Origin of the sequence: Neobacillus vireti (assembly GCF_001026695.1) — a bacterium.
Classification (GTDB): Bacteria; Bacillota; Bacilli; order Bacillales; family Cytobacillaceae; genus Neobacillus; species Neobacillus vireti.
Genome location: NZ_LDNB01000013.1, coordinates 76,834 through 98,915, shown reverse-complemented (window position 1 = coordinate 98,915; position 22,082 = coordinate 76,834). Strand labels below are relative to the sequence as shown.

The 22,082-nt window shown below is 44.8% G+C and carries 20 protein-coding genes; 14 read left to right on the top strand and 6 right to left on the bottom strand.

The genetic code is table 11. The features are described 5' to 3' along the window. Positions 1-8: 8 nt before the first annotated feature. From AA980_RS16855 to AA980_RS16845, 3 genes are all read right to left on the bottom strand, one after another. Entirely contained in the window at positions 9-443 is a 435-nt protein-coding gene (locus tag AA980_RS16855; RefSeq protein WP_024029472.1) for a cytochrome c family protein, read from the bottom strand. A gap of 486 nt (positions 444-929) precedes the next feature. After that, a complete protein-coding gene (gene bshB2, locus AA980_RS16850; RefSeq protein ID WP_024029473.1) occupies positions 930-1,595 on the bottom strand; it encodes a bacillithiol biosynthesis deacetylase BshB2 in 666 nt (221 codons plus the stop codon). A 19-nt stretch (positions 1,596-1,614) separates the two neighbouring features. Next, on the bottom strand, positions 1,615-1,962 hold the full coding sequence (locus AA980_RS16845) for a YojF family protein (RefSeq protein WP_024029474.1): 348 nt from the start codon (positions 1,960-1,962) through the stop codon (positions 1,615-1,617). Between the two features lie 279 nt (positions 1,963-2,241). Here AA980_RS16845 and AA980_RS16840 point away from each other — a divergent pair, with 279 nt between their 5' ends. The 3 genes from AA980_RS16840 to AA980_RS16830 are packed head-to-tail and all read left to right on the top strand — an operon-like array spanning position 2,242 to position 5,919. Beyond that, on the top strand, positions 2,242-3,726 hold the full coding sequence (locus AA980_RS16840) for a spore germination protein (RefSeq protein ID WP_034724456.1): 1,485 nt from the start codon (positions 2,242-2,244) through the stop codon (positions 3,724-3,726). A gap of 25 nt (positions 3,727-3,751) precedes the next feature. Continuing rightward, entirely contained in the window at positions 3,752-4,843 is a 1,092-nt protein-coding gene (locus AA980_RS16835) for a GerAB/ArcD/ProY family transporter (protein WP_024029476.1), read from the top strand. Then, entirely contained in the window at positions 4,840-5,919 is a 1,080-nt protein-coding gene (locus AA980_RS16830) for a Ger(x)C family spore germination protein (RefSeq protein ID WP_024029477.1), read from the top strand. Before AA980_RS16835 ends, AA980_RS16830 begins: the two co-directional genes overlap by 4 nt. Positions 5,920-5,966: 47 nt before the next feature. Here AA980_RS16830 and pdxK read toward each other — a convergent pair whose 3' ends face one another. After that, positions 5,967-6,803 (bottom strand): pyridoxine/pyridoxal/pyridoxamine kinase, encoded by an 837-nt coding sequence (pdxK, locus tag AA980_RS16825; RefSeq protein WP_024029478.1) that lies wholly within the window; start codon positions 6,801-6,803, stop codon positions 5,967-5,969. A 412-nt stretch (positions 6,804-7,215) separates the two neighbouring features. Between pdxK and fdhD the strand changes: the two genes are divergently transcribed. From fdhD to AA980_RS16765, 11 genes are all read left to right on the top strand, one after another. Further along, positions 7,216-7,977 carry a formate dehydrogenase accessory sulfurtransferase FdhD gene (fdhD, locus tag AA980_RS16820; protein WP_024029479.1) on the top strand — a complete coding sequence of 254 codons (762 nt, stop codon included), beginning with the start codon at positions 7,216-7,218 and terminating at the stop codon, positions 7,975-7,977. Positions 7,978-8,106: 129 nt separating this feature from the next. Continuing rightward, positions 8,107-11,085 carry a formate dehydrogenase-N subunit alpha gene (fdnG, locus tag AA980_RS16810; protein WP_082195759.1) on the top strand — a complete coding sequence of 993 codons (2,979 nt, stop codon included), beginning with the start codon at positions 8,107-8,109 and terminating at the stop codon, positions 11,083-11,085. Further along, positions 11,085-11,915, top strand: coding sequence for a 4Fe-4S dicluster domain-containing protein (locus AA980_RS16805; RefSeq protein WP_024029482.1), 831 nt, complete (start codon positions 11,085-11,087; stop codon positions 11,913-11,915). Before fdnG ends, AA980_RS16805 begins: the two co-directional genes overlap by 1 nt. Continuing rightward, positions 11,908-12,621: a formate dehydrogenase subunit gamma gene (locus tag AA980_RS16800; protein WP_024029483.1), complete on the top strand. Its 714-nt coding sequence runs from the start codon at positions 11,908-11,910 to the stop codon at positions 12,619-12,621. The genes AA980_RS16805 and AA980_RS16800 overlap by 8 nt, the downstream gene beginning before the upstream one ends. Positions 12,622-12,840: 219 nt before the next feature. Continuing rightward, positions 12,841-13,650 carry a formate dehydrogenase accessory protein FdhE gene (locus tag AA980_RS16795; RefSeq protein WP_024029484.1) on the top strand — a complete coding sequence of 270 codons (810 nt, stop codon included), beginning with the start codon at positions 12,841-12,843 and terminating at the stop codon, positions 13,648-13,650. A gap of 14 nt (positions 13,651-13,664) precedes the next feature. Beyond that, entirely contained in the window at positions 13,665-14,261 is a 597-nt protein-coding gene (mobA, locus tag AA980_RS16790) for a molybdenum cofactor guanylyltransferase (RefSeq protein WP_024029485.1), read from the top strand. Between the two features lie 20 nt (positions 14,262-14,281). Further along, a complete protein-coding gene (locus tag AA980_RS16785; protein WP_024029486.1) occupies positions 14,282-15,514 on the top strand; it encodes a molybdopterin molybdotransferase MoeA in 1,233 nt (410 codons plus the stop codon). A gap of 15 nt (positions 15,515-15,529) precedes the next feature. Continuing rightward, a complete protein-coding gene (locus AA980_RS16780; protein ID WP_024029487.1) occupies positions 15,530-17,455 on the top strand; it encodes a molybdopterin biosynthesis protein in 1,926 nt (641 codons plus the stop codon). Positions 17,456-17,707: 252 nt separating this feature from the next. Next, entirely contained in the window at positions 17,708-18,175 is a 468-nt protein-coding gene (locus tag AA980_RS16775) for a molybdenum cofactor biosynthesis protein MoaE (RefSeq protein ID WP_193392257.1), read from the top strand. Then, positions 18,168-18,401, top strand: coding sequence for a molybdopterin converting factor subunit 1 (gene moaD / locus AA980_RS16770; RefSeq protein ID WP_024029489.1), 234 nt, complete (start codon positions 18,168-18,170; stop codon positions 18,399-18,401). The genes AA980_RS16775 and moaD overlap by 8 nt, the downstream gene beginning before the upstream one ends. Positions 18,402-19,446: 1,045 nt before the next feature. Further along, entirely contained in the window at positions 19,447-20,466 is a 1,020-nt protein-coding gene (locus AA980_RS16765) for a thiazole biosynthesis adenylyltransferase ThiF (protein WP_024027449.1), read from the top strand. Positions 20,467-20,513: 47 nt separating this feature from the next. On the opposite strand, the gene modB is transcribed toward AA980_RS16765, so the two are convergent. Next, positions 20,514-21,176 (bottom strand): molybdate ABC transporter permease subunit, encoded by a 663-nt coding sequence (gene modB, locus AA980_RS16760; protein WP_034723534.1) that lies wholly within the window; start codon positions 21,174-21,176, stop codon positions 20,514-20,516. 9 nt (positions 21,177-21,185) lie between these two features. Further along, on the bottom strand, positions 21,186-21,992 hold the full coding sequence (modA, locus tag AA980_RS16755; RefSeq protein ID WP_024027447.1) for a molybdate ABC transporter substrate-binding protein: 807 nt from the start codon (positions 21,990-21,992) through the stop codon (positions 21,186-21,188). Between the last annotated feature and the right edge of the window lie 90 nt (positions 21,993-22,082).

Sequence of the window (22,082 nt, the reverse complement as noted above, 5' to 3'; positions counted from 1 at the left end):
TCTCCTTTCTATTTGGCTTCAGATGCTTGCTTTAATAGGTCTAAAACCTGCTTGCGCTCGTCATCTGTTAATGGACTTTTACTAATAACGCCTGACATTACGGCAGATGTAGGCTGTTTTAGGAATTCCTGAATCGGTTTGCCATGTTTTCCTTCAACGTTAACAAACGCTTGTGAAAGGTCAGGTCCGACTGCCCCGCCTTTGATGTTGAGTGCTTCAACACTATGGCAGCCAAGGCATCCCTTTTGATTAAGGATATTGTCTTCATTCGCGGAAGAAGTGGCCGCTGTATTCTCTTCTTTAGTTGTCGCTTCGTCCTTTGTCTCAGTCTGCGCCACCTGCGGCTGTTTCGCGGAGTCCCCCATGATGACCCCAAATACGAGGTATCCAAGGCCAAAACCAAGTAATGCAAAGATAACAAAGCTAATAATGGCTTTTTGCAATTTTGTCCCCCTCCTTTTATATAAATGAACAACTCCATCCTACCCACTGGTCAACGGTAAAATAGTGATGTAGAGCACATCTTTATCGAGGTTTTTGAACGTTTTGTGAAGAAGTTGGAAAGGGTTAAGGAAATCGTGGTTTTGAAAAATTGAACTTTTTGTGAATTTGGTTTGAAAAAATGTCAGCGCTCTCTTGAGGGTGTTTTTTGAAAAGGGTGAACTCTTTGTGAATCTCGTCACTACATGATGGAAGGAAGAGGTTTTTTAGTTATGGCTACTTTTTAGCCTGTTTTGGCTACTTTTCATGATGTTATGGCTACTTTTCAAAGGGTTTTGGCTAATTAGACATAATTTGGAAAAATAAACCCTCTTCGTATTAATAAAAAAAGCTCCTCGAAGGAGTTTTTATTTTGAAACGTTTATTTGGAAAAATAACTACTTTGTTTTAATAAAAAAAGCTCTTCGAAAAATCGAAGGGCTTTAATGTTAAAACGTATACGTCCAAAACCGTTCATTATTGATCCAGACCATTGTTTGCGGGTCTTGATTTTTTAATTTCTCTTCCATGCCGATCAACATCTGCTCGGTTTGTGAGCGGTGGGCGCGAATGGCGGCGAGTTTTTTGTCAGCGACAGGGGTTATGTCATGGACAATGTCTGCTTCCCCAAGCTCTTCGACGCAATTATTCGAGAAGGCGACGCAGTGTAAGGTTGGTCTTGCGGCAGCGGGCAATTTTTCAACAGCGCGTACGACGGCCGCACCAGTGGCGTCATGGTCGGGATGGACCGAATAGCCTGGATAAAATGTAATGATGAGGGATGGATTGACTTCCTCGATTATTGCCAGCATCGAGGCCGCGAGTTTTTCATCATCTTCAAATTCAATCGTTTTATCACGGTATCCAAGCATTCTTAGGTCCTGGATGCCCAAAACCCGGGCTGCTTCCTGTAACTCTTGCTTTCTGATTTTCGGCAGATTTTCCCGGTTGGTAAATGGGGGATTCCCCATGTTGCGTCCCATTTCCCCTAAGGTTAAACAGGCATAGGTGACAGGCGTTCCATTTTGTACATGGGTCGCAATCGTCCCGGATACACCAAAGGCCTCATCATCAGGGTGAGGGAAAACAACCAAAACATGGCGCTCTTTTTCCATAATTCATGCTCCTTTCCGGTTATGCGAATGGTGTACTGCTGATTTCCAGCGCAACAGCAAGTTTTCCATTACTATCGTGGCCGGCTAATAATAGGTGATTCTCTTCATCGATTTCAAAATGTGTAAGGCCCTCAGCATAAATCCAGCCGAGGTTTATTTTTAGGCCAACACGGTAAGGGCCTGTTCCGGTGATTTTTCCTAATTCGTAACGGACAAGCGCATTACGGATATAGGCGCCAGCTGAAAAGAAAGACTGATCATGGTGCGATGCATAGGCACCGTTGGTCGTTTCCATATGAATGTAGACGTTTTTATTCGCAAAGCGATTGATGGCGTCTTGTACGTTTTTAACATCAATATATTCCAAAATGCGGCCTCCTTTCCCTAAAGGGTCTCCAAAATATACTATGGAAAATTTTTAAGCCTTTTACTATAAAGAGTTTAGCCACAGGGGTCATACCCTTTGACTATTTTTATTTAATAATGTAACTATCATACTAAAATCAGTTGCAAAATGCGAAATGATTGCTTAGAAAAAAATAACAATTGGAAACAATTAACTTTAATTAAGAAATATTAACTTGGAAATCCTTAATCCTAGGAACATAGTTTTTAGAAAAGCCAGAAGGGATAAGGATTCGTGAAAATGTGGTTTCGAAAACAACCTGCTGAACAACAAGAAAACAACCTTGTTGCCTTAATAAATATGTACAAAAAATCGGGTGATTTTGTTCATTTTCATCATCCACAGTCGCCGCTGCCATATTGGGTTGCTTATTTTGGCACCTTAATTGATGTCGAGATTTTGCATCGTGATATTCTTCCCTATTTAAATAAATCAGCATTCACAACATTAGAAGAGATTAAGGCCGCCCTTCCTTTTGAGGATGTCTTAATTACTAGTGATCTGCAACAAATTCAAGATCAGCTTTTATTAGGGTCTGTCCTGATTCAACTCGATGTAAATGATAGAGCGTGCATCCTTGTCCGCGCGGAAATGAAAAAGGCCCGTGAGGTTACCATCCCTGAAGAGGAGTATAGTGTTGTCGGCCCGAAAGAAGCCTTTGTGGAGTCAATAACGACAAATTTAAATCTCGTTCGCAAACGATTGCCAATATCAGAATTAACAGTAAAAGAGTTTACGATTGGAACACTTTCAAAAACAAAAGTGGCCGTGTTATTCATTGAAGGAATCACGAATGAAGATAACGTTAATACTGTTTGTCAGCGGCTTAACGATTTGCAATTCAATCAAATTCTCGATAGTTCGATTATTGCCCAGCTGATTGCCGATAATGGGCATTCTCTCTTTCCGCAATTAATTGATACCGAGCGGTCTGACCGTGTCGCAGGTGTGCTGGCAGAAGGCAGTGTGGTGATTCTTGTCGATGGCTCCTCCCATGCGTTGATTGGTCCGATTTCGGTAATGGGATTATTTAATGCGTTTGAGGATTATTATGTCAATTGGCAAATGTCTTCCGCCTTTAGGCTTATTCGGGTCTTTGCCGTTTCTTTTTCTATTTTGGTGACGCCGATTTATGTGGCCGTTTTAACGTATCATTATCAATTAATCCCGAAAGATTTAATGGTGACATTAGTATCATCAAGAAGGAATATTCCTTTACCGCCCATTCTTGAAGCCATCATTCTGGAGTTAACGATTGAGCTGCTCCGGGAAGCCGGGGCAAGACTTCCGTCAAAGGTTGGTCAAACAATCGGTATCGTGGGTGGTATCGTGATTGGAACCGCAGCAGTGGATGCGGGGTTAACAAGCAATGTGCTGCTGATTATTGTTGCACTTGCGGCATTAGCTTCCTTTACAACACCGGTATACCGGATGGGTAATACGATTCGTTTACTCCGGTTTCCGTTTCTCTTGCTTGCCGATTTATGGGGACTATTAGGGATTGCGGTTGCGTTTATTTTTTTAATGATTCATTTACTCCGGTTAACGTCACTGGGCAGGCCTTACTTAGAACCAATTTACCCCCCCAGGTTTAAGGATTTAAAAGATTCATTTATTCGTGTACCTTTTTCTCTTCAATCAACAAGACCTGTGTTTTTACAAACAAAAGATCCGCAGCGTTTTTCAAAACAAAAAGCTAGTGAGGTGAAGGATATCGACGAATAGCCGCCAATTGTAAAGGAGGTTTCCTATGAAAACGGCGATAAAAGATCAGTTTCTTGTCTCACCATTCCTTGTATTTTTCCTTGTGCATGGGATGCAATATGGTGTTGGGCCTTTAAGTTTTCAACGAGATATCGCTAATTATGTCGGCCATGATGCGTGGATTCCGATTTTAATATCAGGAATCATCGTACATCTATTAATCTGGATGATGTACATGATGCTAAATAAGGACAAGGGCGATTTAATGACGATTCACCAACGTACTTTTGGAAAATGGCTCGGTAATTTGTTAAGCCTGCTCATTATTCTTTATGTTCTGGCAGAGAGTGTAACCGTGTTGCGCTCGTATATAGAAATTGTTCAAGTTTGGATGTTTCCTTTACTAAAAACATGGCCGTTTGCTTTAGTATTGCTGTTTAGTGTCTACTATGTCGTTTCAGGCGGGTTTCGCACTGTTACCGGTGTTTGCTTTTTGGCGGTTGTGTTACCCGCTTATTTAATTTTAACCTTTTTTGTGCCCATTCAATTTTCGGATTTTCGCAATCTATTACCAGTCTTTGATCATTCGCTTTTTGACATCGCTAAATCTATTAAGGGAGCGGTATTAGCTTTTTCTGGCTTTGAATATGGATTGTTCTATTACCCTTTTATTAAACAACCGGAGAGTTCACAAAAATGGGCTCATTTAGGGAATCTTTTCACAACATGCCTGTATCTTCTGATCATGATCGTTACATTAGGATTCTTTGATCAGGGGTATTTGCAAAAAGTGATCTGGCCGACATTAATGATGTGGAAGATTATCAAATTACCTTTCGTGGAGCGTTTCGAAATTATTGGCGTAACATCCTGGGCTGTTGTCATGTTACCAATCATTTGTTTGATGTTTTGGTCGGCGAGCCGGGGAATAAAGGAAATGTTTAAGCTAAAACAGCGGAATGTTCTCGCCGTCCTTTTATTTCTTTGCCTGATTGTTAGTTGTATCTTAATTGATCGCGAAACAATCGAACAATATAATACAATTGTCGGGGAAATTGGATTTTGGATATTGTTTGCCTATATACCATTTCTTTTTATTTGTTATCATATTCGTTTTAAAATGAGGAAAAAAATATGAAGAAAAAGATAAAAATAGCGGTGGTGTTACTCATTATTTTTTCTTCCTATATGTTTGGCCGTGTACAAAGGCAGATTTTAGATGATATTAACATGCCATCTGCTGTAGGTTATGATTATGTCGATCGACATACGTTTAAGGCCACGACCGTTCGTCCTATTTATAGACCTGACAAGAGCGTAGGAAATAGAACCTTTATCGCTAGTGATGAATTGAGTACACAAACATTCAGTAAAATCAATCAACAATCATCCCGTCAAGTGGTAACCGGCAAATTAGAAGTGGCTTTATATAGCAAGGAAGTAGCAAAACATGGAATTGGCGATTTAGTGGACTCGCTGCAAAGGGACCCTTCTATTAGTGAGCGGTTGTTTGTTGCCGTTGTCGATGGGGAAACAAATAAACTTTTGAAAAAGAAGTACGGTGATCGCGATACGGGTGCATATTTATCGATGCTAATCGAACAAAATATGAACTCGGGTGAATTGCCAACGAATAACCTCCACCAATTCCTAAATGCCTACAATTCCAAATTAAAGGATCCGTTTTTACCGCTGATTGAGCAAAAAGGGGAGAATGTCCATCTGAAGGGGATTGCTTTATTTAAGGATGATCATTATGTGAAAAATCTCCGCCAAGATCAGCAATTTATTTTTCAGGCACTAATAGAAAACATAAAGTTAGGGACCTATAAACTGAAGTTAAAAAATAAGAAATATGCGGCTATCGAGAATATTAATACAAAGCATACTTATCGTGTTGTTAACTTAAAAAAAAAACCGGAAATTAATGTCGATGTAAAGGTGAGAGGGATCATTAAGGAATATACAGGGAAGAAAACGGACGAAAAGGAAATTGCTATAATTAAGAAACAAGTGGAAAAAGAGTTGGAAAAGGAAGCCACAGCGATGATTCGTACGTTTCAGAAGTTAAAGATTGATCCCATAGGCTTTGGTGATCAAGTTCGCAGCAGAACAAGAAACTTTCGTTATCAACAGTGGTTAGACCAATATCCGAATGTATTGGTCAGGGTAAAGGTAAATGTGGTCATTCTCGAAAAAGGTGTGGTTGATTAAAGGTAAAAGTTGGAGCCGGTCTGGTAGACCGGCTCCTTTCTTCGGTTCTATTCACAATCCTCGCAATACTCCGTTACTGCCTCAGCGCCGCGGTAGGCACCATGCCAGGTTGGTCCGACAAATTCATTTAAGCGGAAACCTTGCTGGATGGCTGCAGTAATAAATGCCTTCGCCACATCGACTGCTTCATAAACAGACTTCCCTTTAGCAAGCTCAGCGGTAATAGCTGAAGAATAGGTACAGCCCGCGCCGTGGGTGTAGGTTGTTTCGAATTTTTCAGACTCGTACAGCTTGAATTCCTGGCCATCATATAGGAGGTCGACGGCTTTTTCTTCAGAATGAAGCTTGCTGCCGCCTTTGATTAACACGAACTTTGCTCCTTGTTCGTGAATCTTCACGGCTGCCGCTTTCATTTCTTCCACTGTATGAGGTGTTTTCGTACCTGCCAGCTGCCCCGCTTCGAAAAGGTTAGGCGTAACAACTAAGGCACGCGGCAATAGAAGCTCACGCATCGCATCGGTTGTTTCCGGGTGTAATGCCTCGTCTTCGCCTTTGCAAACCATAACAGGGTCAATCACAACACGGTCAAGCTTGTTTTCATCAATCACTTTTGCCGCTAATTCAATAATTTCAACCGTTCCGAGCATCCCTGTTTTCATTGCGTCGATGCCGACGGAAAGAATCGTATCGATTTGTGTTTTCAGTGTCTCGATGGCAATCGGAAACACGCTGTGACGCCAATCGTGTGGATCCATCGTTACGATCGTTGTTAGTGCCGTCATCCCATAGACGCCGAGCTCCTGAAACGTCTTCAAATCCGCTTGAATCCCAGCGCCGCCGCTTGTATCCGAGCCGGCAATCGTCATTACTTTTTTGATTGTCATCATGTACTCCTCCTTCTAAAAACCTATCTATTATTATAAAACATTTTTTAAAAATTAACAGATATTGCGAATGAAGGGCTAATAGTTGACAGAAAAATGACAATTCCAGGGTTTTTACTATTTCCAATCATTTTGTGTGATAAATATTACTTTCAAAAGGAAAATGGCGGCTTAGGATGGGGGTATGTGGCAGGTCATTTCGGAATCGCTTACAATTATTCCATTTTCCATACCTGCAATTGTTGGAAATCTGACACAAATTAAAAAGAGAAGGGTAATCCTTGCCTTTTGCAGGCAAAATCCCTTTTAAAAAGGTTACAAATTTCGACAATGTGACAAATGTCGCTGAGTGGAATTGATTCTATTTCTACAATGAAAAGATAAGGAAAATACCTGGAGTGGAGGAAAAACCATGAACCGCAAAGGTTGTCCGGATGAATATCCGATTTCGTTAATCATTAACGGATATGAAATGGCTGTTTTTCAACTGACAAAATCCGACCTTGAAGATTGGACATATGGATATTTGTTTTCTGAAGGATTTATTCAGGGGGCAAGCGATTTAGAATCGGTCGACATTAACGAAGACATGGGCACCATCAATGTTTCGCTCCACACCGGTTTTGATTATACGCAAATTTTTTCAAAAAAGAAGCATTACACCGCCGGCTGCGGCAGGGGTGTCACCTTCTTCTCAATGACAGACGTGAAGAGCTTTGACAAAGTGACATCAAACAAAGCCTATCAACTAAGTTATCTGTTAAAAAAGCGCAGTCAATTCGCGCAAAACTCTGATCTTTATCTCGAAACAGGCGGAATGCATGGTGCCTGTATTGTCGATGAACAGGGCGATATCACGATTCGCGAAGATATCGGCCGACACAATGCCGTCGACAAGATTATTGGTCATGCGCTGAGAAATCGTTTACAACCCGAAAGGTTAATTTTACTAACAACTGGCCGGGTTTCATATGAAATGCTCTCCAAAGCAGCTAAATTTGGCTTCCCTGTTATCGGTTCGCGGACAGCGGCCACTAAACAGGCAGTACAGCTGGCAAAATATTTAAATATTGAGGTAATCGGCTATTTAAGAGGGAAAATGGCGACGATTTATACCTCGTCAGGCAGAGTCGAAAACGACTTAAACGTCGAGCTGGCTGCAGAGATGCATTGAAAGGGGTGGATGAAAAGCAAGGAATTAAATAGAGAGAAAAAGAGTGTCTAGCACCGGATTAAGGGGCTTTCACTTTTTTAAGGGATGTTCTAATCAATATGTTTGGGAAGGAGAATAGTGATGGTTGAAATGAACCTAAATCGCCGGCAATTTTTAAAACTATCAGGCGCAACAGCAGCAACACTTGCAGTTGTCGAGCTCGGCTTTAATGATAAAAAGGCTTATGCAAAATCAAAAGAATTCAAAATTGCCAAAGCAACTGTAACACCAACCATTTGCTGCTACTGTGGTGTCGGATGTGGAATCCTCGTTCACACCAAAGATAATACCGTGGTTTATACGGAAGGGGATCCGGATAACCCAATTAACGAAGGTAAGCTTTGCAGCAAGGGAACAACATTAAGACAGCTTTATACATCTGAAAAACGCTTAACCAAACCGCTTTATCGTGCACCAGGAAGCAATAAATGGGAAGAGAAGGATTGGGAATGGATGCTCGATACCATTGCCAAACGCACCAAAGAAACACGCGACCGTTCGTTTGTCGAAGTAGAAAATGGTGTAACCGTCAATAAAACCGAAAGAATTGCCAGCCTTGGCGGGGCGGCACTTGATAACGAAGAAACTTATTTGCTCGCGAAACTAATGAGAGGGCTTGGTGTCACCTATTTAGAGCACCAGGCACGAATATGACATAGTTCAACGGTTGCCGGTCTGGCACCTACATTTGGTCGTGGAGCAATGACTAACCATTGGAATGATCTGCAGCATACTGATTGTGCATTGATTATTGGCGCGAACCCTGCAGAAAATCACCCGATTAGCTTTAGATGGCTAACGAAGGCGAAAGAGAACGGCGGAAAAATCGTTTCGGTGGACCCGCGTTATACACGTACATCCGCACAGGCTGATGTTTACGCTGCGCTTCGCTCCGGGACGGATATTCCGTTTATCGGCGGGATGATCAATTATGCACTCGAAAACAATCTCATCCACAAAGAGTATGTTGCTGCCTATACAAACGGCTCCTTTATCGTCAAAGAAGGTTATGACTTTAATGATGGCCTATTCTCAGGCTATGACGAAACAAAAAGAGCCTACGATAAAACAAAATGGGCCATTGAAACAACGGAAGACGGCAAGCCGGTTAAAGACGAAACATTAGCGCACCCGCGTTCTGTTTTCCAATTAATGAAAAAGCACTATTCCCGTTATGATGTCAACACGGTCACAGCCGTAACTGGAACAGCAAAAGAAGATTACTTAAAAGTTTGTAAAACCTTCTGTGAAACAGGAAAAGTTGGCAAAGCAGGAACAATCATGTATGCAATGGGAACCACTCAGCATACCGTCGGCTCACAAAACGTCCGTATCTATGCAATTCTGCAATTGCTGTTAGGAAACATCGGCTTACCAGGCGGCGGAATCAACGCGATGCGCGGCGAATCCAACGTTCAAGGCTCAACAGACTTCGGTCTATTATTTGATAACTTAACAGGTTATCTAGGTGCACCAAAAGCTACCGTTCCAGAGCATGCAACACTGAAAGGCTATTTGGAAAAAGAAACACCTAAAACAGGCTACTGGAGCAACAAGCCAAAATTTGTCGTCAGCTTGCTTAAAGCATGGTATGGCGCAAATGCAACGGCAGAAAACGAGTTTGGCTATCAATTTTTACCAAAAGGGAATAAAAACTACTCACATATCAACTTATTTAATGCGATGTATAAGGGTGAACTGGACGGAACGTTCTTATTTGGCACAAACCCAGTTGTCGGCGGCCCGAACGCCGGTAAGGAAAAAGAGGCACTTGGGAATCTGAAGTGGATGGTTGCAGTTGACCTTTGGGAAACGGAAACTTCATCGTTCTGGCAAAAAGAGGCCGGCAGCGATCCTGCGAAAATCAATACCGAGGTATTCCTGCTTCCAGCATCGGCATCGTTTGAAAAAGAGGGCAGTGTATCGAACAGCTCGCGCTGGATGCAGTATCGCTGGAAGGCGATTGATTCAAGAGGCGAAGCAAGACCAGACCTTGATATCATTCATGAACTTGCCTTAAAACTGAAGAAGCTATATGCGAACAGTCCAAAATCGGCTGATAAACCATTCTTAGCGCTTGATTGGAACTACGGCACAGGCGAAGAACCAGATATTGACCTTGTTGCGAAAGAAATCAACGGCTATGACTTGAAGACCGGTAATTTAATCGCTAGCTTCGGCGCGTTGTTAGATGACGGGACGACTTCAAGCGGCAACTGGATTTATTCCGGCTTCTATCCTGAAGAGGGCAAAAACAAATCGAAGAACCGTGACAACAAGGACACAGGCGGAGAACACTATTTGAACTGGTCCTATGCTTGGCCGATGAACCGCCGGATTCTTTATAATCGTGCCGCAGCAGATCCTAGCGGCAAACCATGGAGCCAGGAAAAAGCGGTGATCTGGTGGGATGGTGCCGAGAAGAAATGGGTCGGCAATGACGTGCCGGACTTTAAGGCAGTTACAGCACCAACTGAGCCTGGTGGTACCGGGGCGTTTATGATGAATAAAGATGGTGTCGCCTTATTGTTTGCTCCTACTTTGAATGATGGACCGTTCCCTGAACACTACGAACCATTTGAAAGCCCTGTTCCAAATGCGTTTTCGAATACGCAATTGAACCCGGCTGCCGTGGTAATCGAGGGCGATTTCAATAAAAAAGGCGATAAGAAAAATTTCCCAATTGTTGCAACAACGTACCGGGTAAGTGAACACTGGCAATCTGGCTCAATGACACGGAACCAAGAATGGCTCTCAGAGCTTGCCGGCCATATGTTTGTCGAAATGAGTGAAGAGCTTGCCAAGGAAAAAGGCATTAAGAATAAGGATAAAATCATTGTCAGCTCAGCACGTGGAGAAATCACAGCCTATGCAATGGTGACAAAACGCTTTAAGCCTTATAGTGTTAGCGGCAAAAAAGTTCATCAAATTGGAATGCCGTGGCACTTCGGCTATAAAGGATTTGCCACAGGCGATACAGCGAATCGTCTAACACCGCATATTGGTGACGCCAATACGACGATTCCAGAATTCAAAGCATTCCTCTGTAATGTAAGGAGGGCTGACTAATGGCGAAAGAATATGTGAAATATGTCGATGTCACAAAGTGTGACGGCTGCCGTGCCTGTATGGTGGCCTGCAAAAACTGGAACGACCTGCCGGCGGAGCCGACGGAATTCCTTGGCAGTGTGCAATCACATGCGAAAACAACAGCAGATACATGGAATGTCCTGCAGTACATCGAGCATGAAAATGGCAAAGGCGATTTAGACTACCTGTTCCGTCATTCTAGCTGCTTCCACTGTTCTGATGCTGCCTGTGAAAAGGTTTGTCCTGAAAATGCGATCAGTTATACGAAGTATGGAACAGTTGTCATTGATCAAGACAAGTGTGTTGGCTGCGGTTACTGTGTTCAAAACTGTCCATTTGAAGTGATTTCTTTAAAGACATACAAGGATAAAAACGGCAAAGAGTATCGCAAATCTCATAAATGTACGATGTGTACGGACCGAATTGAAGAGGGCCTACAGCCGGCATGCGTAACAACCTGTCACACGGGTGCAATGGAGTTTGGCGATAAAGACGCCATGATCCAAAAAGCAGAGCAGCGTGTGAAGGAAATTAAGGATCGTTACCCGAATGCCATGGTCTATAATCCGCAGGGCGTTGGCGGTACGCATACGGTTTACGTGCTGGCAGAAAAGCCAAGCGTGTACGGCCTTCCTGAAAATCCGAAAGTCCCTACTTCAGCTGTTTTATGGAAGGACTATGCGCAGCCAATCGGGAAAGCAATGATTGGTGCCACCACGATGGCGGTTGTCGGCGCATTTGTCGCTAATAAGTTTTTTAGTAAAAAAGCGGGTAATGACGCAGAAGATGGAGGTGGCAGCCATGAGTAATTATCAAAAGCACCCAAAAGCGAATGTAAAGGTGCGCCGCTTCCCAAAGGCGTTCGTTTGGGCACACGCAATCAATGGCCTTGCATTCTTTGCTCTTTACATCACGGCCCTGCCAATGTATACCGACTTCTTTAACTGGCTCTATCCAGTTCTTGGCGGTCCGGCCATGGCACGGCTATTGCATAGAATTTTCGCCGTAGTATTTATAATGCCAACCTTCATCTTGTTAATTTTTAGTCCGAAGTTCTTTTTCCAATGGATGAAAGAATTAATCACATGGAAGAAGCGCGACCTTCAATTCTTCAGTGAATTCGTTAAAGAATTATTCGGCTTTAAGTTTAAGCATATAAAACAAACCTTCTTTAACGCTGGAGAAAAAATAAACTCGGTGATCCAGATTTTCTGTGCGATCTTGGTTATTGCATCAGGTTTCACGATGTGGTTCCCTGAATTCTTTCCAAGAGCACTTGTGCAATGGGGCTATTTCCTTCATAACGTTGGTTTCGGTTTAGGAATTGCCGTAATCGTTGGACACGTCTATCTATCTGTCGTTCATAAACACTCAAGACCAGGCTATTCCGGCGTAGTTAACGGAAAAGTTCCTGCCTGGTGGGCAAAAGGCCACTATGGCGACTGGTATGACGAAGAAGTGAAAAAGGGCAACTTCCCTGACTTAGATGATCCAAAGCGTAAAAAGGGTGCCTGATATTTAAATTTATAGTCAAAAGGGAATGGCTGTCTTTGTTGTGACAGCCATTTCCATTAAAATAAACAGGTTTAACTAGAAGAATGTGGTTTTATCAGCGAATATTAACAGTTTATCAGCGAATCTAAGCAATATATCAGCGAATTTTAAGTTTTATCAGCGAATCTACCTAATATATCAGCGAATCAAAAAAATACCCTAAAAAGAGGTGCGACAACGATGATTAAATCCGTTGTTTCAAAAGAATACCAGGATTTGCAAAAGAAAATCGTCCAGCTTCAGGAACAGTGGAAGCAACAGCTAAACCCGGAAATAATTAGGCCCAATCTTGATAAAGCGGCCATGGAAGCAGGAGTGCCTGCAGCCGCACTTACGGCTATTGATTTTGAAATTTCACTATTCCAACAGTGGATAGAGGAAATAAGTGCCATCCTTATAAACAGCAATCCTGAACTTGAGCCGAAGCTTTCAGGCATCGAGAGCCTGCTAAACGAAGAAATAGCAATTCGCTGGATTGAAGAGGCGTTTGCGTTTAATCATGTTTATTTTGCCAGCTTTGCTGCTTGTCACGGCCTAGAAGGATGGATCCCGCAATTCCTCGCAGAAACCGCCCTTCGTCCCTACTTACAATTGACCGCTGAAAAGGTCCAGCACGAAATTCATCATTCAAACCCTGGGGCAGGCTGTCCTGTTTGCGGCGAACCAGTAAGATTAGCAACACTGAAAGAAGAAGGCAAAAAGGTCATCCATTGCCCACGCTGTCTTGCTCACTGGCATGCCAAGCGTCTCGAATGCTCACATTGCGGCAATGAAGACCATAAGACAATCCAATTTCTCACCATTGAAGGCGATGCGGTTTCGCAAATACAGGTTTGCGGTACTTGCCATGGCTATATTAAAATTATTGATACAAGACAATATATCAGCCAGCCCTCCGCTGCTTTACTCGATTTGAACTCGATTCATCTGGATTTTGTAGCGCAGGAGAATGGGTATCATGTGATCGGTGAAAAAAAAGAGACAAATTAAGAGGGTGTTTTTACATGAAAGCTGCCGCGATTATTTTAGCAGGCGGAAAGTCGAGCAGGATGGGCACGAACAAAGCCCTGTTAAAGATAAACGAGAAAACCAATATTGAACGAACCTGCGATGCGCTTAAATTGCTCTTTGATGATATAATTCTCGTAACCAATGAACCTGAAACCTATGAATTTTTAGAAATGAAAATGATCCCGGACCATTATCCGGGAATGGGCCCTCTGGCGGGTGTTCATGCAGGTTTAACAGCTTCTGATTACGATGTGAATTTTATCGTCGCCTGTGATATGCCGTTTATTTCCGTCGAGCTCGCCGAGGCACTTGTCCATGCTTGCGGCCATTATGATGCCGTCATCCCTGTCATCAATGGCAAACAGCACCCGTTATTTGCTGTTTTTCATAAAAAAGTAGCAGGAGAAGCAGCTAAGAGTATCGAAGAAGGTAGTTTGCGGATGAAACATCTGCTTGACCGCTTACATGTTCTCTACGTAACAGAAAGCGAGCTCCAGACTTATAGCCAACATGACCTTGAACGAGTTTTTTTCAATATGAATCACCCAAATGAATATGAAGATGCCAAAAAGTGGGCCGAAGCGGATTGAGCTAAGGAGGAAAAGGAACCATGCAATTTTTCAAAGTGAAAACAGTGGAAGAGACATTTGCCTTAATCGCGGAGCAAGTACCGGCCATTAAGCAAACAGAAACGCGGGCGCTTGACAAGGCGCTTCATTATATTCTTGCCGAGCCGGTGATTGCTGAGGAAAATGTCCCCGGCTTTGACCGCTCAACGGTTGACGGCTATGCTGTTCGGGCGAAGGATACGTATGGCTCCTCCGAATCGATGCCCGGCTTTTTAGCGCTTGCCGGGGAAGTGCACATGGGCGAGGTTCCGACTATGACGGTCAGCTCCGGGACGGCCGTTTATGTTCCCACCGGCGGGATGCTTCCGGCAGGCAGCGACGCCGTCATCATGATTGAACACTGTGAAGACGTAGAGGATCTCCTCAATACGTACAAGCAGGTAGCCCCAGGGGAAAATGTCATCCGAAAGGGCGAAGACATTCGCGAAGGGGAAATTCTCCTGGCGGCCGGTACGAAGCTTCGACCCCAGGAATTAGGGGCACTCGCCTCGTTAGGAATTACACATGTAACCGTTTTTCGAAAAATAACAGCCGGCTACCTTTCCTCCGGCGACGAAATTGTCCCCTATCAAACAGAAACACTTCAAGTGGGGCAGATCCGCGATATTAACTATTTAACGATTGCCGGACTTGCGAGCGATTGGAATGTTGAGGTTGTTTACGGCGGGATTGTTAAGGATGACTTTGCTGAATTCCAGCAAAAGGCGTTTGAACTTTATCAGCAATGCGATTGTTTAATTCTCTCCGGCGGCAGCTCTGTCGGGGCCAAGGACTATACAACCGATGTGATCCAATCCTTAGGCGACCCTGGAGTGTTCGTTCATGGGATTTCAATCAAGCCGGGGAAACCGACGATTTTAGCAGTGGCAGATGGAAAACCGGTGATTGGCTTGCCGGGACACCCGGCCTCGGCGATGATTATTTTTAAGCTGTTCGGTGAGCGGATTTTGCGGACGCTAACAGGTGAAGTCCTCGGACGGAAGCCGGAGCGAATTTTTGCAAAAATAACGAAAAACATTCCATCCTCACCAGGACGGTCGGATTATATCCGTGTCCGCTTGTTTGAGCAGGACGGCGACTGGTGGGCCGAGCCGATTATCGGAAAATCAGGCTTAATTACAACATTGGTAAAAAGTGATGGCATTGTTGAGATTAGTTCAGAAAAAGAAGGCGTATCACAGGGTGAATATGTACCTGTGATTCCGTCACGGTAAGGGGGCATCAGGGAAATGAATCAAACACCGTACAAGCGAAAAATTTACTTAGAAGATAAACCCCGCGCCGAGGCCAGGGAAGAAATTCTTGCTGCTTCCAGGCTGACCCCGGAGATAGAGCATCTTGCTGTCGCTGAAGCCTTGGGCCGTGTGACTGCCGAGCCGATTTTTGCCCGGGTGTCAATGCCGCACTACCACGCCTCGGCGATGGATGGGATTGCTGTTGTCGCGGAACGTACCTATCAAGCCCATGAGCAAAATCCACTTTTTCTGAAAATCGGAGCGGATTTTTGCTTTGTCGACACAGGGAATGCGATTCCCTCGCCGTTCAATGCCGTGATTATGATTGAACATGTTCATGTCGTCGACGAAGAAACGATTGAAATCATCGAACCTGCCACCCCTTGGCAGCATATCCGCCCGATTGGCGAGGACATTGTTCAAGAGGAAATGCTTTTTCCACAGGGACATCAGTTACGGCCGGCGGATTTAGGTGTACTGCTTGCCGCCCAGCAGCTGGTTATTCCTGTTGTCAAAAAACCAGTGGTGGCGATCATCCCAACGGGCAATGAGTTGGTAGAGGCGAGTGCTGCACTGTCGTCAGGAAAAATTATTGAATTTAACGGCACGGTATTTTCCGGTTTCATTAAGGATTGGGGCGGCGAGCCTAGGCTCCATTCCATCGTGAAGGACGAGCCGGAAAAGATTAAAGAAGTGTTATTGGAGGCTGCGGAAACCGCGGATATTATTGTAATTAATGCCGGCTCCTCGGCGGGCAGGAAGGACTTTACGGTCCACATTATCGGCGAACTTGGCGAGGTCTATACCCATGGGGTCGCCGCACGGCCCGGAAAACCAACTGTTTTAGGAAAAATAAATGGAAAAATTGTCGTTGGTGTTCCAGGCTATCCTGTTTCCGCGTATCTTGCCTTAGAGTGGTTTGTCCAGCCCCTTGTCTGTCAATACTTAGGGGTTCCAGTACCGCAGCGTCAGAAAGTAACCGTCAAGCTTGGGCGCCGGATTGTGTCGTCAATGGGTGCTGAGGATTTTGTCCGAATGAATATCGGCTATGTGGATGGACAATTTGTCGCCAACCCGCTAACAAGAGCAGCGGGGGTCACGATGTCCTATGTCAGGGCAGACGGTCTGTTAATTGTGCCGCCGAATATCATTGGCTATGAGCAGGGAGATTTCGCTGAGGTCGAATTGCTGCGCCCGCTTGAGGAGATCAAGGAGGCGATCGTGTTTTCCGGCAGCCACGATTTAACGATTGACTTGTTATCGTCACAGTTGAAACGGGTGCGGACCGACATGAAGATTGTCTCTTCGCATGTCGGCAGTATGGCCGGGATCATGGCGATTCGTAAGGGCGAGGCCCATGTAGCGGGCATTCATTTGCTTGACCCAGACACAAAGCAATATAATATTTCATATGTAAGGAAACTTTTAGCCGGACAAGACGTTATTCTCTATCCATTTTTAAAAAGAAAGCAAGGTTGGATTCTGCCAAAAGGGAATCCGCTTGAGATTTCCGCTGTCACCGATTTAGTCAGGACCGATGCAAACTTCGTCAACCGGCAAAAAGGCGCCGGCACTCGAATCCTGTTCGATCTGCTGCTGAAGGAAACGGGCTTGGAGCCGGAAGCGATTACCGGCTATGACCGAGAAATGTTTTCCCATTTAGCGGTAGCAGCGGAAGTGAACGGTGATGGGAACGGCGCCGGTCTTGGGATTTATCCAGCGGCAAAAGCGATGGGCTTAGACTTTGTTCCGGTTGCCGACGAGGAATACGATTTAGTAATGAAGCGCAGCTTTTTTGAAAGTGAACACGGCCGGCTGCTCGTAGAGATCATTCAATCAGCAGCCTTCCGCGAGCAGGTTGAAAAAATCGGCGGCTACGAAGTCGTTGGAAATGCAGAGCTTAAGAGTTTGGCTGATTGAGGTCGACTACCCCACTATTACTAGTATCTAGACCCCAAATGTCGAAGGGATCCTAGAAATTTGGCTGATTTTGGTCAACTATTCCACGTGTAATGCGCGGGACGATGAGGTAAATGGATGCGATGGATTTGGCAATTTTGGTCAACTACCCTGGACGTAATGCGAGGAACGAAGAGGTAAATGGATGCAATAGAATTGGCTAGTTTTGGTCAACTACCCCACGCGTAATGCGAGGGCCGAAGAGGTGAAATCATGAAGATGTACGAAATTTCTAAGGAACCGATTGAGATTCAGGCTGTGATTGATAAGGTAGTCCAGCGTGAAGCCGGTGCGATTACTACCTTCATTGGGACGGTCCGCGAATTAACGCACGGCAAAAAGACGTTATTTTTAATCTATGAGGCGTATGAAGCAATGGCGGTGAAGAAGCTCGAGCAGATCGGCGCGGAGATTGAGGAGCGCTGGGCCGGTTCTCAGGTTGCGATTACCCACCGGGTCGGGCGCTTAGATATTACCGATATCGCGGTTGTGATTGCTGTGTCGACACCGCACCGTGCCGATGCCTATGAAGCGAACCGCTATGCAATTGAGCGGATTAAGGAAATCGTTCCAATCTGGAAGAAAGAGCATTGGGAAGACGGCGAATCATGGATGGGCAACCAATTAGAGACCGTTGCCTACCCGAGCGGTAAGCCAGAGGAGGGTGATCTGAATGAATAAGATATTGTTTTTTGCTCATTTGCGCGATGCGGTCGGTGTGGAGTTTTTAACGTTGGATGCCGGTGGAAAAACAGTTGCTGAGTTTAAGGATGAGCTTGTGGCAAAGTATGATTTACCGCGCATGGAAACCGTGATGACAGCAATCAATGAAGAGTTTGCTGGGAACGATGAAATCATTGGCGAAGGCGACGAAATTGCGTTTATCCCGCCTGTGAGCGGCGGCTGATTTTGCCCGAACGAGTGTAAAAATCGTGTGGCCGGTCACAATAAGAGGTTGATTGTGCCCGAACGAGCGAAAAAAATGGATGGCCGGTCACAATAAGAGGTTGGCAATGCCCGAGCACACGAAAAACGGTGTAACATGGGCACTCTGAGCGGTTTACAGTGCCCGAGCACACGAAAAACGGTGTAACATGGGCACTCTAAGAGGTTCACAGTGCCCGAGCACACGAAAAACGGTGTAACATGGGCACTCTGAGCGGTTTACAGTGCCCGCACACACGAAAAGCAGGGTAACATGGGCACTCTGAGCGGTTCACAGTGCCCGAGCACACGAAAAACGGTGTAACATGGGCACTCTGAGCGGTTTACAGTGCCCGAGCACACGAAAAACGGTGTAACATGGGCACTCTGAGCGGTTCACAGTGCCCGAGCACACGAAAAACGGTGTAACATGGGCACTCTGAGCGGTTTACAGTGCCCGAGCACACGAAAAACGGTGTAACATGGGCACTCTGAGCGGTTCACAGTGCCCGAGCACACGAAAAACGGTGTAACATGGGCACTCTGAGCGGTTTACAGTGCCCGAGCACACGAAAAACGGTGTAACATGGGCACTCTGAGCGGTTCACAGTGCCCGAGCACACGAAAAACGGTGTAACATGGGCACTCTGAGCGGTTTACAGTGCCCGAGCACACGAAAAACGGTGTAACATGGGCACTCTGAGCGGTTCACAGTGCCCGAGCACACGAAAAACGGTGTAACATGGGCACTCTGAGCGGTTTACAGTGCCCGAGCACACGAAAAACGGTGTAACATGGGCACTCTGAGCGGTTTACAGTGCCCGAGCACACGAAAAACGGTGTAACATGGGCACTCTGAGAGACTCATAGTGCCCGAACGTGCGAAAAGCCGAGGCACTAGGGCACTCTAATAACGATTCAAATTAATCAACACGCATCTCGACCATTGGAATCCAACTAATAACGATAAATTCATACCCTGAAAGCTCGCCAATTGGCGGGTTTTCTGTTAGAAAAGGGGAAAAAGTATGAACGACCGATATTCACGGCAAGTCCTTTTCCCGGGGATTGGGAAAGAGGGACAAGCAAAAATAAGCAAGAAACATGTTCTCATTATTGGCGCTGGTGCCTTGGGCTCAGGGAGCTCCGAAATCCTCGCCCGCGCCGGAGTTGGCAAACTTACCATTATTGACCGCGATTATGTTGAAGCGAGCAATCTCCAGCGCCAGCAGCTTTATACCGAAGAGGATGTCGCTGAAAAGCTGCCAAAAGCAGCGGCAGCGGAAAAACGCTTGCGAGCGATTAACGGCGATGTCGAAATCCAGGCGATTATCGGTGATGCTATACCCGAATTGCTGGAAGAACTTGTCGGTGATGTTGACTTGATGCTTGATGCCACCGATAACTTTGAAACGCGGATGATGATGAACGATATTTCGCAAAAATACAATATTCCATGGATTTACGGGGCTTGTGTCGGCAGCTTCGGAATGAGTTTTTCGATCATACCCGGGAAAACGCCTTGCTTAAATTGCTTGCTGCGGACGATTCCACTGCAGGGGATGACCTGTGATACGGGTGGAATTATTTCTCCGGCGGTGCAAATGGTCATTGCCCATCAAACAGCGGAGGCAATGAAAATGTTAGTCGAGGACTGGGATGCGGTCCGGACTTCGTTTGTCAGCTTTGATTTATGGCGGAATCAATACACAAGTATGAAAATGTCGAAGGCGAAGTTTGCCGGCTGTTTGTCATGTGGTGAGGAGCGGACATATCCTTATTTAGACCATGAGAATATGACCAAAACAACCGTCTTATGCGGCCGCGATACCGTGCAAATTCGCCCGTCCGCTGCCGGGGAGATTTCACTCGAGCAGCTTTCCGGTCAGCTGAGCGGGCTTGGATACACTGTGAAGGGAAATCCGTACCTATTGTCTGTTGAAATCGGCACCGAGCGGATCGTAATTTTTCAAGATGGCCGTGCCCTCATCCATGGAACAAAGGATTTAACACACGCCAAGTCGCTTTATCAACGGATTTTGGGATGAAAAATGAAAAGCCCGTACCAACATTGGTACGGGTTTTCCTATGCCATTTAACTTTTTCCCCTCGAAAGTTGAACGCAGACGAGCATCAGAAAGGAGATGCCAACCATGCACAAAACCCAAAGCCAAGCCATCTGCATGTTGCCCGAGTCAATGGCGACATAGATAGCGGTAGGGGTGGTTTGCGTTTTCCCGGGGATATTTCCGGCGAACATGAGCGTCGCGCCAAATTCACCTAACGCGCGGGCAAAACTTAAGATTCCCCCTGAGATAATCGATTTCAAGGCGAGCGGGACGGAAACAAAGAGGAAGAGCTGGAATTTATTCGCCCCATCTACCCGCGCTGCATCCTCAACGTCACCATCGACCTCTTCAAATCCGGTCTTAGCTGATTGATACATGAGTGGAAAAGCGACAACTACAGCCGCAAGAACGGCTGCCCACCAAGTAAAAATAATCGGCTGCTGAAAGATCGATTCGATGAATTGGCCAATGGGACTCTTTTTTCCAAAAATCACAAGTAACAGGAAACCGACAACGGTTGGCGGTAACACTAATGGTAACAGGAAAACTGTTTCGATAACGGCTTTCCCTTTGAACCTTGCCTTCGCCATCCATTTTCCTAACAATAACCCCATAACCAAAACGATACATCCTGAAACAACTGCGATCTCTAGCGAGAGTTTTACAGGATCCCAAAAGTGGTCTATCATGTTAGATTTTTACAGTCCTTTAAATCCGTATTTTTCAAAAACGTCCATTGCTGCTTTCGTTTGTAGATAATCATAGAATAGCATAGCTTCTTTTTGATGGCTACTTGCCTTGATGACTCCTACAGGATAGATGATAGGCGTATGGGTCTTTTCATCAGCCGTTGCGGCAATTTCTACTTTATCTGATGTCAACGCATCTGTTTTATACACCATTCCAGCATCGACATTCCCTGTTTCCACATATGTAAGCACTTGGCGTACATCCTTGGCATAGACGACTTTTCCTTCAACAGTGCTCCAGACATTTAAGTTTCCTAATACCTCTTTCCCATATTTACCGGCTGGTACCGATTCAGGAGTACCGATTGAAATCTTATCTGCTTTTGGCAGGTCTCCAAACGTTTTAATTCCTTTTGCGGAGTCTTTGGGAACAACTAGCACCAATTCATTTCCGACAAGATCAATGCCATTTTTCTTCTCAATTAGATCCTCTGACACTAATTGCTGGAATTTATCTTCCGCTGCCGAGAAGAACAGGTCAACCGGTGCTCCTTGTGAAATTTGCTGTTGCAACGCTCCGGAAGCGCCATAATTGTAGTTGATTTTCACATTACCATGCTCTTTATTAAAATTTGCGGTAATTTCGGTTAAGGCATCTTGTAAACTTGCGGCTGCTGAAATGGTTAATTCGACTTTCTTATCTGGTGCTGTTTGATTTTTCTCAGCCGGCTGTTTGCTTTGATCATTAGTGGAGCAGCCAGTAATGACAAGTATAAACATCATTACCGATAAAAATAATAGATAACTTTTTTTCAAATTTATCTCTCTCCTTATATTTAGATATAACTAATTATAACTAGTTATATTAGTAATACTATGAAAAAAATCACAAATTTTTTGCAAAAT

Bases quoted from the DNA above. Each gene is read 5' to 3' on its own strand.
- AA980_RS16805 (WP_024029482.1), top strand. From the start codon at position 11,085: ATGGCGAAAGAATATGTGAAATATGTCGATGTCACAAAGTGTGACGGC.
- AA980_RS16795 (WP_024029484.1), top strand. From the start codon at position 12,841: ATGATTAAATCCGTTGTTTCAAAAGAATACCAGGATTTGCAAAAGAAA.
- modB (WP_034723534.1), bottom strand. From the start codon at position 21,176: ATGATAGACCACTTTTGGGATCCTGTAAAACTCTCGCTAGAGATCGCA.
- mobA (WP_024029485.1), top strand. From the start codon at position 13,665: ATGAAAGCTGCCGCGATTATTTTAGCAGGCGGAAAGTCGAGCAGGATG.
- bshB2 (WP_024029473.1), bottom strand. From the start codon at position 1,595: ATGGAAAAAGAGCGCCATGTTTTGGTTGTTTTCCCTCACCCTGATGAT.
- AA980_RS16765 (WP_024027449.1), top strand. From the start codon at position 19,447: ATGAACGACCGATATTCACGGCAAGTCCTTTTCCCGGGGATTGGGAAA.
- AA980_RS16800 (WP_024029483.1), top strand. From the start codon at position 11,908: ATGAGTAATTATCAAAAGCACCCAAAAGCGAATGTAAAGGTGCGCCGC.
- pdxK (WP_024029478.1), bottom strand. From the start codon at position 6,803: ATGACAATCAAAAAAGTAATGACGATTGCCGGCTCGGATACAAGCGGC.
- AA980_RS16830 (WP_024029477.1), top strand. From the start codon at position 4,840: ATGAAGAAAAAGATAAAAATAGCGGTGGTGTTACTCATTATTTTTTCT.
- AA980_RS16785 (WP_024029486.1), top strand. From the start codon at position 14,282: ATGCAATTTTTCAAAGTGAAAACAGTGGAAGAGACATTTGCCTTAATC.
- AA980_RS16835 (WP_024029476.1), top strand. From the start codon at position 3,752: ATGAAAACGGCGATAAAAGATCAGTTTCTTGTCTCACCATTCCTTGTA.
- AA980_RS16780 (WP_024029487.1), top strand. From the start codon at position 15,530: ATGAATCAAACACCGTACAAGCGAAAAATTTACTTAGAAGATAAACCC.
- fdhD (WP_024029479.1), top strand. From the start codon at position 7,216: ATGAACCGCAAAGGTTGTCCGGATGAATATCCGATTTCGTTAATCATT.
- moaD (WP_024029489.1), top strand. From the start codon at position 18,168: ATGAATAAGATATTGTTTTTTGCTCATTTGCGCGATGCGGTCGGTGTG.
- AA980_RS16775 (WP_193392257.1), top strand. From the start codon at position 17,708: ATGAAGATGTACGAAATTTCTAAGGAACCGATTGAGATTCAGGCTGTG.
- AA980_RS16840 (WP_034724456.1), top strand. From the start codon at position 2,242: ATGTGGTTTCGAAAACAACCTGCTGAACAACAAGAAAACAACCTTGTT.